We start from the raw sequence: 16,536 nt of genomic DNA, 5'->3' as shown, positions 1-16,536 counted from the left end.
AATTTTTTAAACAAATCTTCGTTAATTTTTAAGTATTTATTGTATACTACATACATTATATAGTATGATCCTAATCAAGATTACTATAATTTTCTGCCCGGATAGCTCAGTTGGTAGAGCAGAGGACTGAAGATCCTCGTGTCCTTGGTTCGATTCCAAGTCCGGGCATATTATACACTATAATAAAAAATTTCTAGAAAATTACACTGCTGCTAAATTTAATAACATTAAATAAACTGTGGGTTTCTAGATATTCTATCTATACATATATAACAATATATACTAAACTTTTGCTTTAAAATATAAAATCTAAACAAATATATTGTGCATCAATAATGTAATGTTATACTTATAAAAATTTATGTACAATATAACAAAAATTATAAATATATTGATATCATGAGAGATGCAACTAAACTTATCATATCTGGTAGAAATGAAGACTTTACACAAGGAGCAGTAAATCCTATTATTCAAAGAGCATCTTCAGTCATTTTTCATTCCGTTGAACAAAAAAAACATGCTTTTAAAAACCGAATGAATAGAAAATTATTTTATGGAAGATATGGTACTCTTTCTCATTTTTCTCTACAAGAATCTATGATGGAGTTAGAAGGCGGATCAGGCTGCATATTATATCCATGTGGTACAGCTGCTATCACTCATACCATTCTTGCGTTTATAACTACAGGAGATCATATTTTAATTACAGGTTCAGCTTATGAACCTACTCAATATTTTTGTCGAGTAATTTCTAAAAAAATGAAGATTAAAATTACCTGGTTCAATCCATTAATTGGCATTAATATTACCAGTCTTATTCAAAATAATACTAAATTAATTATTCTAGAATCTCCTAGTTCTATTACTATGGAAGTACAAAATATCCCCGAAATAGTTAAAGCAGCTCGTGCAAAAAAAAAAGATATAATTATATTACTAGATAATACTTGGTCAGCAGGAGTCTTTTTAAAAGCTCTAAAAATAGGGATAGATATCTCTATTCAATCTGGTACAAAATATATTCTAGGGCATTCTGACGGTATGCTCGGTACCGCAGTATCTAATGCCAGATGTTGGGATCAACTAAAAGAACACTCTTATTTAATGGGACAAATTATTGACGCTGATACTGCATATATGGCAACCCGTGGATTACGTACATTACATACTAGATTAAAACAACACGAAGAAAACGGATTGTATATAGCCCACTGGCTATCTACACATCCAAAAATACATCAAGTTAATCATCCAGCTTTATCTACCTGTAAAGGTCATGAATATTTTATCAGAGATTTTAGTGGATCTAGTGGGCTATTCTCCTTTATTTTAAAACAACGCCTTACTGATATGAAGCTATCAAATTTTCTTAATAATTTTAAATATTTCAAAATGGCATATTCTTGGGGAGGATTTGAGTCATTAATTATAACAAATCAAGTAGAAGAATTGAACACTATCCGTCCTGCTGGACTATTAGACTTTACAGGAACATTAGTGCGAATACATATAGGATTAGAACATTATAAAGATTTACTTCAAGATCTATCAAATGGATTGGATCGTATCTAATCTTTAATGTAATATATTATCCTACATCATTAACTACAACAAAACACAATCATCTATGAATTAATATACTCGATTGATTATGCATTTTAAAGATACTTAATTTTCTCTAAACATTACTTCCTTATTCAATTCATCAATTTTCAATTGCATAATTTTATGACAATGTGCAGCCACATTACGAACTTGATTGAGCCTATATTGATACGTTTCTACAGGAGGCATAATTTCAATTATTACCAATCCATTTGACCAACGATTCAATTTAATTTTATTATTAGATATATTGGACACACAAATCGGAACAATTGGAACTTTAGCAAAAATTGCTGTATAAAAAGCTCCTGTTTTAAAAGGTAATAATCCTTTTCCACGGTTCCTTGTTCCCTCTGGAAAAATCCATACTGACATACCATAGACTTTAATAACATTAATAATCTTTAATAAAATTTTACGAGTTTCCTGCGTACTGCAATTCGATCGATTAACCAATATGTTTCCGCTTAACCAATACAATTGACCAAATAACGGAACCCATAATAAACTTTTTTTTCCTATTGTTATAGTATTCGGTTGTACTGCATTAGATACTGTCATCATATCATAATTATTTTGATGATTAGAAATATATACATAATTTTTAAATCTAGACAAATCTTTAAATTTTCGTACTTCAATCTTCACTCCAATAATAAAGGCCATATATCCAAACAATTGACTAAACACATTAACACAACACAATTTTTTAGGAACACATAAACAATAAACTATACCAAATACACAGATATTAATTGATATCATCAAAATTAAAATTACGCGAATTATAGCAATCATATATAAACAAACATCTATCGCTACTTCCAGTCAAAATATACTAAACACATAAAATTATATATAATACTTTTATTTCATAAAAACAAATTTTTAATATACATACAACAAATATAACAATACAAACATCATTTTATAAAAGCATACCTTCATCAAACAAAAGATGTCAATTAATTTATTTTATCAATCCATATATAATAGACTGTATATATTACTACATTATAATTTATTATCTTATTATTTAATAATATATGCAACTTTACGATTTATTTCTAAAACTAATATAAGTTACTAAATCCAAAATAGTTAACACAGGCATGCTATGCTGTTTTGAAAATTTAACTATTTCTACGGTACGAGCCATACTGCCATCCTCATTAGTAACTTCACATAACACTCCAAATGGTTTTTTAAAGCCAGCTAATGTAACTAAATCAACCGCAGCTTCTGTGTGCCCTAATCGCGTTAATACCCCTCCATTACTCGCTTTTAAAGGAAACACATGTCCAGGTCGATTTAAATCAGAAGGTTTTGCGCAATCTTCAATCGAAGCCTTGACAGTAGTTAATCGATCCTTTGCTGAAACACCAGTAGTTACGCCTTTTGAAGCCTCTACAGTAACGGTAAAAGCAGTTTTATAATTATTGCTATTATTCTCTACCATCATAGGTAAATTTAACTGCTCACATCTATCTTCTGTTAAACATAAACAAACTATGCCACTACCATATCGGATAGCTAAAGCCATCTGATTAACAGTCATACTTTCTGCAGCAAATATCATATCTCCTTCATTTTCTCGGTTTTCATCATCCATTACTAAAACTCCACGACCCTCATGCAACGCATCTAATGCATTTTTAACACGTTCTATCGGAGTTCCAAATTCAAGTAAAAGATCTTCTTGCTGATACATAATTATTTAAATTCTCGATAAATACTTTACTGCAACTTTTATAATATTAAGAAATATATATTAAAAATTTTTAATTAATTTACAAATAATACAACACCTAAATTTTTAATACATTATTAAAACCAACTTTTCTACTCTTTAACGACTAATAAAAATGTCATAATTTTATTTATAAAAATACAAATCTAACTAAAAGATAAATTTACAATATCATTCTAAAATTGTATAATTCTGTTTTCTATCAATTATTAACCTATTACCTGTAAAATAAATTTTATTACAATATTTTTATATTAACAACATGTGGAATAACATTTGAGAATATTTTCTATGTTTGATCCTGAAACTATTGAAAAATTTGCCCGATATTTACATGAATCTATTCCTAGATCCATTTATCACTTTACATGCGATTTAGATTCTAAAATACGAAAAATATTACAAAATCAACTTAATTTTATGAACATTCCTAATAGAGAAGAATTTGATGCACAAACTCAATTTCTTTTTGAAATACAAGAAAAAATAAAAAAACTAGAGAAAAGAATAAAAATATTAGAAGAAATATGTAAACATAAATTTAACAAAAATGAATAGTACTATAGACATAATAAAACAAATATAACATATAAATTACTACAATACATACAAAAAAACTTTTGTCTTTACCTTATTTTACATATCATAAAAATATCTTTAAAAAAGATCTTCAATAACAAAAATAATTTTTATTAACTTAACTCAGTTTATTCACGTTAATTTAATTTGTTGTATTATTTTGAATAAAATTAATTATTCTGCTACTAGAATAACCGGAATGAAATTTTAATACACATACTTTTCCTCCTTTACTAAGGACTTCTTTGTTTCCATCAATTTCACAAACACTGTAATCACCTCCTTTCACTAAAAAATCAGGAGATATTTCTGAAATTAATCTAACAGGAGTATCCTCATAAAAAGGAACTACCCAATCCACCATAGATAAAGCAGATAAAACAAACATGCGTTTTTTTAGAGTATTTATAGGTCTTTCTTTCCCTTTTAACCTTCTGGTAGATTCATCACTATTTACTGCTACAATTAACCTATCTCCAAGCTTCTTTGCTTTAGTTAAATAACTAACATGTCCATAATGTAGTATATCAAATACACCATTCGTCATGACTATCTTTTCTCCTCTACTACGTACTACAGATACAATTCTTTTTAAAGTATTTTCCTTTAATATAATACCAAACGGAATTTTTTTATATTCATACTGTTGAACAATATTTTTCATTTCATTTATATCAATAGTAGAAGTACCATGCTTACCTATTACTACTCCAGCAGCTAAATTAGCTAAAAAACACGATTTTTCTAAACTGATACCAGATGATAAAGCTGCAGATAATACTCCAACAACTGTATCCCCAGCTCCAGTAACATCATATACCACTTTTGATTGAGCTTCCAAGTATAACGGATCTATTATTTTTTTTCGTAGTAAAACCATACCTCGTTCAGCTCGAGTCACTAATAATGCCGAAAAATCATAATCATTCATAATCTCTCGAGCACGATTAATTAAAATTCTATCATTACGACAAAATCCTGCAACTGATTCAAATTCTGACATATTAGGAGTTAATATAGTTGCTCCTTTATAACGAGAAAATTGTATCCCCTTAGGATCTATCACTACCGGAATGCTTTCTAAACGTGCTAATTTTATTATTTCTTCTATTTTATCTAAAGTACCTTTTGCGTAATCAGATAACACTAAAATTTTATGTTGCTTTAAATGTAATTTAACTTGATTCATCAACTGAGTAGTATCAATATTTTTAATATCTTTTTCAAAATCTAACCGAATATATTGTTGATTCTTAGATGACACTCGTAATTTTAGGATAGTAGAATATGTATTTAATGAAATAACACTCCATTGTACCTTAAATTTTGTAAGCTGTTTTTTTAATATATGAGCAGATTTATCTATCCCTGTTAATCCTATTAATCTTACTTTTCCACCTAACGAAGCAATATTCATTGCAACATTAGAAGCTCCACCCGGTCTATTAATTACTTTATTAACCTTAACTATTGGCACAGAAGAAGATGATGATGACTCTGAATCAACCATATTAGTAGATCCTATCCAATACCGATCTAACATTATATCTCCAACTATTAATACATTAGATTTTAAAAAATTTACAGAACAACAATTATAATCTTTCATTAAAATGCCTAAATATTATTAATAAATTGCAACTTAATTTTTAAAAACACTATTATTACATATTAATTAATATACTTATACTATACATAATAAATAAAATTTGTAGTATTATTTTTATTTAAAAATCAATCCGCATAAGCATAAAAATTAATAATTAGCATATGTATTTTACATAAAAAATTTTGATTCAGATTCAATAGAAAATATGAAAAAATATTTAGTAGGAGGTGCAGTACGAGATTCATTATTAAATTTACCCATTGTAGAAAAAGATTGGGTTATAACAGGTTCAAATCCTCAAAAAATGTTAGAAATAGGCTACGAACAAGTTGGTAAAGATTTCCCAGTATTTTTGCATCCTGAAAACCATGAGGAATATGCTCTAGCTCGTACTGAACGTAAATCTGGATTAGGATATACAGGATTTACTTGTTATACTGATCCTTCTGTTACCATTGAAGAAGATTTGTACCGTAGAGATTTAACTATTAATGCTATGGCATACGATATGGACGGAAATTTGTTGGATCCATATCATGGACAAAGAGATATTAAACTAAAATTACTCAGACATGTTTCTAATTCATTTCATGAAGATCCATTAAGAATTTTAAGGGTTGCAAGATTTGCTGCAAAACTTAAACATATGGGATTTACCATTGCTTCAGAAACATTACAACTTATAACTCAAATGTCTACTTCTAATGAATTACAATTATTATCTTCAGAACGCATATGGATGGAAACTAAAAAAGCTCTTCTCACAAACGATCCTCAAGTATATTTTCAGGTTTTACAAAAATGTGGTGCATTAAAAATATTATTCCCCGAATTATATACATTATTTACAATATCCAGTTCAAAAAAATGGCATTTAAATTTTAATAACATAGGTGATCATACTATGAGTAAACTATTAAATATCTCTCGTTTAACTAAAAATATTGCCGTACGTTTTGCAATACTATGTTGTAATTTAGGTGAACAGTATAATTTATTCAAACAATCTCATCACAACAATACACTAATACAATCAACACACTCATCAGTATATACTTTATGCAAAAGATTAAAAATTCCAAATAATATTTCTAAATTATCGACGACAGTTTCTATTTACTATAATTACCTATATGATGTTACTACATTATCTGAAAAAATGATTATGACAATATTTAAGGAATTTAATTGCTGGCGTTGCCCAAAAAACATTGAACAAATTATTTATATTAATAAATCTCATTTATTAGATAATAAATCTTATATTCAGTATTTATATCATCAAGAAAAATTTTTACGAACAGCTTTTACGTTAACTAATCAAATAAAAGTTCATGAAATTATAAACGATGGATTCTATAAAATTCATATAGGACAAGAATTGTATAACAGAAGATTACATCTTTTAAAGACATGGAATAAAAAAGAGCTATAGATATTTTATTTATTTTTTATTTACATAGTATTTGTATTTTTATTTAAAACTTAACAATCATTTTGAATAAAAATATTATACGACATTATTTTTTGTCTACACAAAAATATTACACATTTTCATGCTAAATATATTTTTAAAAATCATATAGAAGTCTGTTCATCGCAAATAAAGTTAAAGAAATACTCTGAATTACTTCTAATAAACATCTAATAAAAAATATTGAAATAGCAAATATTATTAAACATCCACAACAATCATATACATACTAATAACATCATATAGTATCAACTTTATAATATAACAAATACAACAGATTCAAGTGTATCTGACTGGAACAACTAGCTAAATAAAAATGAAAATTGAAACACTACTCCTCTATCCAAATTTACTAATAACCTATTCCAATAGCTTGCTCCCTCCAAAATCTAGAAAATTTTAAGAAAAACTAAACATTTAAAATCATCTTATTAAAAACTTGATAATAAGTTATCTTGTTTATATTTAGTGTTACATACACTATGTTTTGATAAAAACGATAACTTATGCCAACTCCATTCTTCAATACATAAAATACCATTTTCCATTAAACCATACACAATAATAATTGTAGTACATACAATAATTCAATTTTTAAATATCATAAAAACCTAATAATTATATTGGAACAGTTCCAATCAATATATGTAACATTCCTAAACAAAAAAACACTATTATATCTTGAACTAAAATAACTAAGTACACTATATAATAACACAACATAAAAATCCTTTAAAAACCGCTAAAATAACTAAAGTGACCTTTAATTACATAGTTATTATAATAGTTTTCATTGAAAACCATTTATATCACAATTTAATAACAACTTCTCAATTAAAATTATATGTTCTATTGAAGAAATAGAAAGAAATTTAGTTATACCTTCTACTACAACCTAAAATCAGAGCAATAACTAATTTAAACGATCTAACATTATCTTAATCTCCCATAATTTATATAACAAATAAATATACGTAATATACAATACAGACAAATTCTAAAAATATTAACTATGTATAATTAATATTAACAAAAAACAATTAATTATCATTTTTGCTATAAATAACATTATTTATTTTAATCCTGTATATAATTTCAATTTCTTAGAACTATTCATTTTTCTTCTCGAAATACAAAACCCAACATTATACGCATTACGTATTGCATTTGGTTTATTGACTTTTATTTGAATCCAAGAAATTATAGGGAATCTACTCATTAAATTTTCTATTATTATTTCTGCAACACTTTCAATTATTAAAAAATGCCTGGAATTTACTACATCTAATATTATTTTATTTATTTTAGTATAATCTAAATAAATAAGTGTACTTGAAGCAAATTCAAAAAATTTATTATCATAAGTTAATTGTAAATCAAAAACTAATTTTTGTAAGCATTGCTTTTCCCAATCATATACACCAATTCTAGCCATTACTACTAATTGATCTATATATAAAAATTTCATAAATTTAAATTCATATTTATCCAATAATAAAACAATATTAATATTTAGTTTACATCAAACCAAATATATATAATAATTATTATTTAACTTATTACTTCAAATTATCATGATTACGATTACTATATTAATAATACTTACTTATTTATTAGGATCAATACCTGGAGCTATTTTAATATGCAAAATTTTTCATTTACCAGACCCCAGAAATAACGGTTCTAAGAATCCTGGAGCTACTAATATATTCAGAATATTTGGGTATAAATTAGCAATTTATGTAACACTCTTTGATGTATTAAAAGGGTCTATTCCAATCTGGATAGGATTAAATTTTGAAATTCCTTCTATTTATTTACATATAATAACTATTTTTGCATGCATAGGACATATGTATCCTATATTCTTTCAATTCAAAGGAGGGAAAGGAGTGGCTACTGCATTTGGAAGTCTATCTGCAATAAATGTTAACTTTTTTATTATTATGCTTAGTTCATGGATTATTACTGTATTACTTTTCAAATATGCATCTGTAGGATCAATAACTACTTCATTAATAATGTCATTTTACGCATGGTATATTCAATACCCACACTTTCCATTAATTATATTATTATCTTGCTTAATATTAATCCGACATATTAATAATATTAAACGATTGTGGAGAAATCAAGAAAAACATCTTTAGATTTATACAATTACTATTTTAATATTTGCATCAATATATGTAACAATTAAGTTAAAAATTAAATATATTTCACTTAATCATTACTTTAGGTAATGACTCTAATGACCAACGAGGTTTTACCGAAATAGATAAATCAGGATTAGCTACTAATCCTGATTTTAACCTGATCAACCCAGCACAAGCTACCATAGCTCCATTATCTGTACAAAACTCTAATTTTGGATATAATAAATTGCCTTGAATAGAATTTACCATTTTCTCTAAATGTGATCGCAACACACAATTAGCACTAACCCCTCCAGAAATTACTAAATTTTTTATTTTTGTTTGTTTTAAAGCACGGTAACATTTAATAGTTAAAGTTTCAGCTACAGCACGTTCAAATCCACATGCAATATCAGCTTTAGATTGATTATCGTTAGTTCCTAATGACATAATTACTCGTGATACAGCAGTTTTTAATCCAGAAAAACTAAAATTTAAACCTGGTTTATTAATCATTGGTTTTGTAAAAATATAACGATCTTTCAAGCCATTTCGTGCCATTTCTGATAATGCCGCTCCACCAGGATACTTCAATCCTAATAGCACCGCAATTTTGTCAAATACTTCTCCAACTGCATCATCCACTGATTCTCCTAAAATTTTATATTCTCCTATTGCATTCACCATCACAAGTTGAGTATGCCCGCCAGATACTAATAAAGCAATAAAAGGAAATTTAATAGTATTAACATAATTACAATAAAAATTAGCATCAAAAACTATATTTTTTAAACTTAATATAGGTGCTAACAAATGAGCTTCCATATGATGAATATCAATAACAGGTATTCTCCATGAATATGCTAAAGAACGAGCAACAGCAGAACCTACTAGCAACGTTCCCACTAAACCTGGACCAGCAGTATAGGCAATTCCATGTATATCGGATGAACTCAATCCAGTCTCTTTTAATACAGACAAAAGCAAAGGGATGATTCTCAATATATGATCTCTTGCTGCTAACTCTGGAACAACCCCTCCATAATTTGAATGTAATAAACTTTGACTATATATCTTATTTATTAACAATCCTTCGTTTTGATCATATACTGCTATTCCAGTTTCATCGCATGAAGTTTCAATTCCTAAAACACGCATATATCACATTTCTTTATTTATGTATATTGTTACATTCAAATAACAATAATAATTAATTAAATATTTTGAAAAATTAAATATTCTACACTATAATAAAAATTTATATTAACACTACAAATTATAAAACAACATCAATTGTATAACAATAAAAATTAATAAGAGGAATATATGCCAGTAATTAGAATACGTGAAAATGAACCGTTTGATGTAGCATTACGTCGTTTTAAAAGATCATGTGAAAAGGCAGGTATATTATCAGAAGTACGTCGTAGAGAATTTTACGAAAAACCTACCACAGAACGAAAAAGAGCAAAAGCATCAGCTATAAAAAGACACATAAAAAAAATAATCAGAGAAAACTCTAAACGAATTAGATCGTTTTAATACACTATTTCAATAATTATTTCATCACTTAAAATAAAATAAACTCTTTTATATTATTATTAGAATATAATTATCTATATAATTAATTTATTTTTATCACTATTACTATATAACAAAATAACCAATATGAATATGATACAAACATGATTATTCGTATTCCAAAAACTCTAATCGACACATTAATATCGCGTACTAACATCGTTAATGTAATTCAAAAACAAATACCTTTACAAAAAAAAGGTTCAAATTTTGTTGCATGTTGTCCATTTCATTCAGAAAAATATCCATCCTTCACTGTAAGTTTTAAAAAACAATTCTACTATTGTTTTAGCTGCGGAGCACACGGTAATGTTATAAATTTTTTAATGCATCATAATCAATACACGTTCATTGAATCTATACAAAAATTATCTACTATTCATGGAATTCCTATAAAACATTTTTTACATCACAATAATTATGGTCAAATCCATTATAAGAGCAATTTGAACAAATTTATGTATGATTTATGTAATTATTACCAAAATAATTTAACAAATAAAAAATATTCTTATGCTTATAAATATTTAAAAAATAGAGGATTAACCGATAATTCTATTTTAAACTTTAATATCGGTTTTGCCCCCACAGGTTGGAATAACATCAACTGTAATTTAAATCTTAAAATATATGATCATAAATCAATAACTCAATCAGGAATGTTAATAACAGATAAACAAAAAAACAAATATGATCGATTTCGTGAACGTATTATTTTTCCTATGAAAAATCAATCAGGAAAAATAATCGGATTTGGTGGACGCGTTATTCATCAAAATCATAAACAACCTAAATACCTAAACTCTCCAGATACTGATATTTTTAAAAAAAATCAGTATTTATATGGATTTTATGAAACTTGCAAAAAACAAAAAAATATTCCTTATATAATATTAGTGGAAGGATACATGGATGTAATAATGTTAACACAATTTGGAATAAATTATGCAGTTTCAGCACTAGGCACATCTGTTTCAGTTAACCATATTCGATTAATATATAATGTTACTGATAAAATTATTTGTTGCTACGATGGTGATTACGCTGGAAAACAAGCTGCTTGGCGTATACTTAAAATTATATTACCATATCTTACTGATAATCGAGAAATATATTTTATATTTCTACCTGATCAAGAAGATCCTGATACATTAATACGTAAAATAGGAAAAGATAATTTTTTAAAATATATCACACAAGCACGCAGCTTGTCCTATTTCTTATTTGAAACTTTATCTAAAAAAACAAACTTACACACATTAGAAGGTCGGGTTAAATTAAGTAGTTTAATATTACCTATGATCAATAAAATTCCAGGTCAAATATTGAAATTATGTTTAAAACAAAAACTAAGCAAAATAATTGGGATATTAGATGAAAACAAGCTAAATCAACTACTTACACAAAAAAGTAAGCCTATTAATAATAGGCAGTATAAAAATAATATACTATATAATATAGAACATATTTTAATCGGATTATTGATACAAAACCCAAAACTTGCTAAATTAGTTCCAACTATACAAGGCCTAGAAAAAATTACATATAATAAAATAAAAATATTTATAAACTTGGTGAAATTATGTCAATCCTATCCAACTTTAACTACTGCACAATTACTAAATTTTTATTATAATAAACATGCTAAAAATAATCATTTTTTTCTTACTCTTAAAAAATTGGCACACTGGAAACATACAATTAAAAAAGATATGATTGTCATCACTTTTATCAATTCTTTAATCAAATTATATAATTTAGTTCTCGAAAAAAGACAAAATATACTTATTACGAAAGATCGAGTATATAGTTTAACAAAAAAAGAACGTCAAGAACTTTGGACACTCAACCAAAAGTTATCTTCAACGCATATATTGAAATAAGTAATGATATCGTATATTAATAATATACTACTAATAATAATTATCAAAAGATACTTTGTTTTGCTTTTCATTTGTTAACATTTTAATTAAAATTATATATGAAAATAATTGTTGTTAATTTGAAATATTACTTTTTACACTCGTGGGAGTCGTTTTATGGAACATAACCCACAATCACAACTAAAATTACTTGTTACTCGTGGAAAGGAACAAGGTTACTTAACTTTTTCTGAAGTGAATGATCATTTACCAGAAGATATTATTGATTCTGACCAATTAAACAATATTATTCAAATGATGAATGATATGGGTATTCAAGTAATGGAAGAAGCTCCTGATTCCGATGAATTTTTATTGACAAAAAATTGTGATACAGTTGTTAATAATGATGAAGAAGACGCAACAGAAGCTGCAATGCAAGCTTTATCTAATGTAGATCCAGATTTAAGCAGAACTACAGATCCAGTGCGCATGTACATGAAAGAAATGGGAGCTGTAGAATTATTAACTAGAGAAGGAGAAATAGATATTGCTAAAAGAATTGAAGATGGGATTAATCAAGTACAATGTTCAGTGGCTGAATATCCAGAAGCAATCACTTATTTGATAGAACAATATAAACGTGTAGAAATAGGTGAAACCCGTCTATCAGATTTAATTACTGGTTTTGTTGATCTTGATGTAAATCAAAACATTGATGCAATACAAACAACACAACCTATTAATCATATTCCAACTAATGTTGTAACAGATGATGAAGATAATACAGACAATGAGGATGATGATAATAATATTGATCCAGAATTAGCACGAAAAAAATTTATAGCTTTACAAAAACAATATGAAATAACTCGAGAAACAATTAAAAATAATGGTCGAAACCATACTAAATCATTATCTGAAATCTTAAAACTTTCTGAAGTATTCAAACAATTTAGATTAGTTCCAAAACAATTTGATTATTTAGTTAATAACATGCGCACTATGATGGATCGAATTCGTTTTCAAGAACGATTAATTATGAGATTATGTGTAGATATTAGCAAAATGCCAAAAAAAAAGTTTATTGATTTATTTTCAGGTAACGAAACCAATAAAAATTGGTTAATTAAAGCTTTATCTATAAATGAATCATGGTCTAAAAAATTATATACAGTTAATGAAGAAATACAACACAGCATGTGGAAATTATATCAAATAGAAAAAGAAACAGGATTAACAATAGAACAAGTAAAAAATATCAATCGACGTATGTCTATTGGTGAAGCGAAAGCCCGACGAGCAAAAAAAGAAATGGTTGAAGCTAATTTAAGATTAGTTATATCTATTGCTAAAAAATATACAAATAGAGGATTACAATTTTTAGATTTAATACAAGAAGGTAATATTGGATTAATGAAAGCAGTAGATAAATTCGAATACCGTCGTGGTTACAAATTTTCTACTTATGCAACTTGGTGGATCCGTCAAGCTATTACTAGATCTATAGCAGATCAAGCTCGTACCATTAGAATTCCAGTACACATGATTGAGACTATAAATAAACTTAATCGTATTTCAAGACAGATTTTACAAGAAACAGGGTGCGAGCCTACACCAGAAGAGCTTTCAAAACGTATGTTAATATCTGAAGATAAAATTAGAAAGGTGTTAAAGATTGCCAAAGAACCTGTATCCATGGAAACTCCTATAGGTGATGATGAAGATTCACATCTTGGAGATTTGATTGAAGATACTAGTCTTGATTTACCCTTAGATTCAGCAACATCAGATAATTTAAAAGCTGCTACAAACGATGTTCTCTCTGGATTAACTCCAAGAGAAGCAAAAGTATTACGTATGAGATTTGGTATTGATATGAATACCGATCATACTTTAGAAGAAGTAGGTAAACAATTTGATGTAACACGAGAACGTATTCGTCAAATAGAAGCAAAAGCTTTGAGAAAATTAAGACATCCTAGTCGATCTGAAATATTAAGGAGTTTTTTAGATGATGATTAATAATAATTAACTTTTCTATAATTAATTGTAGAAATAAAAATATAAAATACATAATAATATCAATAAAAACTACAAACAAATTTCATCAAAATATATTTGATATTCAACACAAAAATTTTTATACATCAATTAATTCTATTGTTTTTTATGATCAACAAATATTTAATCATCATATATTCGTAACATATATGCTTTAGAAATTTTATTATATTTATAAAATACTACACATATTTAATTTAGTATACTTAATATAAAATAAATGTTATTTTTTTATTTTATTGCTTGTATGTATTATAGATTATATATAGTATAATTTTATCTGTAGAATTCATTTTTGTAGATAAAAAATTGGCCCCTTAGCTCAGATGGTCAGAGCAGGCGACTCATAATCGCTTGGTCGCTGGTTCAAATCCAGCAGGGGCCACATGATAGTATAGTGGTTTTTGTTTATATTTATATATTTATATATGAAACTTTCTAAACCATACCTATCTTATATTATAAAAATTATTATTCTAATATAAAATCTAAACAATATTCTATATGCCCTACACAACACCCTAGAATAATTAATATTAATACCCACACAAATGAACTAATCCAATTAAACAATTGAAATTTCAATGAATTTAATCCAGATACTCCAGCAATAATTGGCAAAACTGTTCTGATAAAAGCAACAAAACGACCCACAAACAAAGCCAGCAATCCATGCTTATTAAACATATTGCTTGCTTTCTGATATGATTGTCCAGGTAAATATGATACCCAATAATTCAATACTCTTTTATTTTTTAATAAAAATTTTCCTTGCAAATAACTTACCCAACTACCTAAACTAGAAGCGGCAGTCAAAATACTTAAAGTTATAAAAAAATTTAATATACCTTTTTCAACTAATATTCCTAAAACAATTAATAAACTATCTCCAGGTAAAAAAAAAGCTGGAATAATAGCATTTTCTAAAAATAATACAACAAACACCACTATATAAAAAATTAAAATCAATTTAATATTAGAAGATAATGTTAAACCATTTTGAGTCAATACACCTAATAATTCCTTTAATATATTCATAATTTTTACTTAACATACAATAAATATATATATTAGCTTTAACATGATTTTATACACACCATTAATAATCCAAAATATATATTCTTTAAAAACTTATACTAATTTGATTTATTCATAGCAAGTATTAAATTTTTACTAATAATCAAAATTTAATATTAACTAAATATGATAATTTTTTAAAGATAAAAACCCATAAACTTCAATAATATCAGTAAATTTACTTATCAAGTATCTTATTGTCAGATTCTAAAAAGAATAAAATTAAATTGTGATTTAACATAAGATTCTATTAAAAATTTTTTAAAAATCACTAATATGATATAATCTTATATAATCATCTATTGTTTTCCACATATGCTTACGTCTGTAAGCATTATTATTTATTCATGATATAAAAGTTGATCTTTAAGCCGGGTTCTGTCTAGGGCAATCATTTATCTATATTTATATTCGCATATAAATTAAAGCGGCTCACCCAAATTCAGCACGGACCATGCTATAGAACTTTTATTTAGCCTTGCTCCAAGCGGAGTTTACATTACTACAAATTGTTACCAATTGTATGGTGCGCTCTTACCGCACCTTTTCACCCTTACCATTTTCATCCTGATATTCATATATTACTTTTACTATAAAAATGATAATATATTTTATTTTATAATTAAAATGGCGGTGTCCTTTCTGTTGCACTTGTCGTGGATTCACATCCCCCAGGAATTACCTGGCGCTTCGTCCTACGGAGCCCGGACTTTCCTCTCCTTTTATTCTATTTCTTTTATAGTTAAAAAATTAAAAGCAGCGATTGCCTAATCAACTTTTATATCTAAAATACTTAT

13 protein-coding genes, 2 tRNA genes and 1 other RNA gene are annotated in these 16,536 nt (G+C 26.7%); 9 read left to right on the top strand and 7 right to left on the bottom strand.

Features of this window, described 5'->3' with window-relative positions; genetic code table 11:
- The first annotated feature begins 95 nt into the window (after positions 1-95).
- Positions 96-168, top strand: a tRNA-Phe gene (locus Bfest607_RS00350).
- Between the two features lie 231 nt (positions 169-399).
- Positions 400-1,575, top strand: a complete 1,176-nt coding sequence (gene metC, locus Bfest607_RS00345) for a cystathionine beta-lyase (RefSeq protein ID WP_500838346.1) — start codon at positions 400-402, stop codon at positions 1,573-1,575.
- Between the two features lie 96 nt (positions 1,576-1,671).
- Here metC and Bfest607_RS00340 read toward each other — a convergent pair whose 3' ends face one another.
- Positions 1,672-2,406: a 1-acylglycerol-3-phosphate O-acyltransferase gene (locus tag Bfest607_RS00340; RefSeq protein ID WP_500838345.1), complete on the bottom strand. Its 735-nt coding sequence runs from the start codon at positions 2,404-2,406 to the stop codon at positions 1,672-1,674.
- Between the two features lie 256 nt (positions 2,407-2,662).
- Positions 2,663-3,319, bottom strand: coding sequence for a 3,4-dihydroxy-2-butanone-4-phosphate synthase (ribB, locus tag Bfest607_RS00335; protein ID WP_500838344.1), 657 nt, complete (start codon positions 3,317-3,319; stop codon positions 2,663-2,665).
- 330 nt (positions 3,320-3,649) lie between these two features.
- Here ribB and Bfest607_RS00330 point away from each other — a divergent pair, with 330 nt between their 5' ends.
- Positions 3,650-3,916 (top strand): accessory factor UbiK family protein, encoded by a 267-nt coding sequence (locus Bfest607_RS00330; protein ID WP_500838343.1) that lies wholly within the window; start codon positions 3,650-3,652, stop codon positions 3,914-3,916.
- Between the two features lie 163 nt (positions 3,917-4,079).
- Here Bfest607_RS00330 and hldE read toward each other — a convergent pair whose 3' ends face one another.
- Positions 4,080-5,546 carry a bifunctional D-glycero-beta-D-manno-heptose-7-phosphate kinase/D-glycero-beta-D-manno-heptose 1-phosphate adenylyltransferase HldE gene (hldE, locus tag Bfest607_RS00325; RefSeq protein WP_500838342.1) on the bottom strand — a complete coding sequence of 489 codons (1,467 nt, stop codon included), beginning with the start codon at positions 5,544-5,546 and terminating at the stop codon, positions 4,080-4,082.
- Between the two features lie 205 nt (positions 5,547-5,751).
- Here hldE and Bfest607_RS00320 point away from each other — a divergent pair, with 205 nt between their 5' ends.
- The gene (locus tag Bfest607_RS00320; RefSeq protein WP_500838341.1) at positions 5,752-6,981 is read left to right on the top strand and encodes a multifunctional CCA addition/repair protein; all 1,230 of its coding nucleotides are present in this window, start codon (positions 5,752-5,754) and stop codon (positions 6,979-6,981) included.
- A 1,111-nt stretch (positions 6,982-8,092) separates the two neighbouring features.
- Here the strand turns inward: Bfest607_RS00320 and Bfest607_RS00315 are convergent.
- Complete coding sequence (locus tag Bfest607_RS00315; RefSeq protein WP_500838340.1) at positions 8,093-8,488, bottom strand: dihydroneopterin aldolase; 396 nt, start codon at positions 8,486-8,488, stop codon at positions 8,093-8,095.
- Between the two features lie 106 nt (positions 8,489-8,594).
- Between Bfest607_RS00315 and plsY the strand changes: the two genes are divergently transcribed.
- Positions 8,595-9,170 carry a glycerol-3-phosphate 1-O-acyltransferase PlsY gene (gene plsY / locus Bfest607_RS00310; RefSeq protein ID WP_500838339.1) on the top strand — a complete coding sequence of 192 codons (576 nt, stop codon included), beginning with the start codon at positions 8,595-8,597 and terminating at the stop codon, positions 9,168-9,170.
- Between the two features lie 69 nt (positions 9,171-9,239).
- Here the strand turns inward: plsY and tsaD are convergent, their stop codons facing one another.
- On the bottom strand, positions 9,240-10,313 hold the full coding sequence (gene tsaD, locus Bfest607_RS00305; protein ID WP_500838338.1) for a tRNA (adenosine(37)-N6)-threonylcarbamoyltransferase complex transferase subunit TsaD: 1,074 nt from the start codon (positions 10,311-10,313) through the stop codon (positions 9,240-9,242).
- A gap of 168 nt (positions 10,314-10,481) precedes the next feature.
- Here tsaD and rpsU point away from each other — a divergent pair, with 168 nt between their 5' ends.
- The 4 genes from rpsU to Bfest607_RS00285 all read left to right on the top strand — a co-directional run bounded on the left by rpsU (position 10,482) and on the right by Bfest607_RS00285 (position 15,047).
- Positions 10,482-10,697 carry a 30S ribosomal protein S21 gene (rpsU, locus tag Bfest607_RS00300; protein WP_500838337.1) on the top strand — a complete coding sequence of 72 codons (216 nt, stop codon included), beginning with the start codon at positions 10,482-10,484 and terminating at the stop codon, positions 10,695-10,697.
- A gap of 143 nt (positions 10,698-10,840) precedes the next feature.
- A complete protein-coding gene (gene dnaG / locus Bfest607_RS00295) occupies positions 10,841-12,619 on the top strand; it encodes a DNA primase (protein ID WP_500838336.1) in 1,779 nt (592 codons plus the stop codon).
- A 156-nt stretch (positions 12,620-12,775) separates the two neighbouring features.
- A complete protein-coding gene (gene rpoD / locus Bfest607_RS00290) occupies positions 12,776-14,623 on the top strand; it encodes an RNA polymerase sigma factor RpoD (RefSeq protein ID WP_500838335.1) in 1,848 nt (615 codons plus the stop codon).
- A gap of 350 nt (positions 14,624-14,973) precedes the next feature.
- Positions 14,974-15,047: transfer RNA gene (locus tag Bfest607_RS00285), tRNA-Ile, on the top strand.
- Positions 15,048-15,133: 86 nt separating this feature from the next.
- Here the strand turns inward: Bfest607_RS00285 and Bfest607_RS00280 are convergent.
- Entirely contained in the window at positions 15,134-15,700 is a 567-nt protein-coding gene (locus tag Bfest607_RS00280) for a DedA family protein (RefSeq protein ID WP_500838334.1), read from the bottom strand.
- Between the two features lie 390 nt (positions 15,701-16,090).
- Positions 16,091-16,518: RNase P RNA component class A (gene rnpB, locus Bfest607_RS00275), an RNA gene on the bottom strand.
- Between the last annotated feature and the right edge of the window lie 18 nt (positions 16,519-16,536).

This window comes from Candidatus Blochmannia festinatus (nom. nud.) (assembly GCF_059936355.1).
This window is presented reverse-complemented; position numbering and strand designations above follow the sequence as displayed.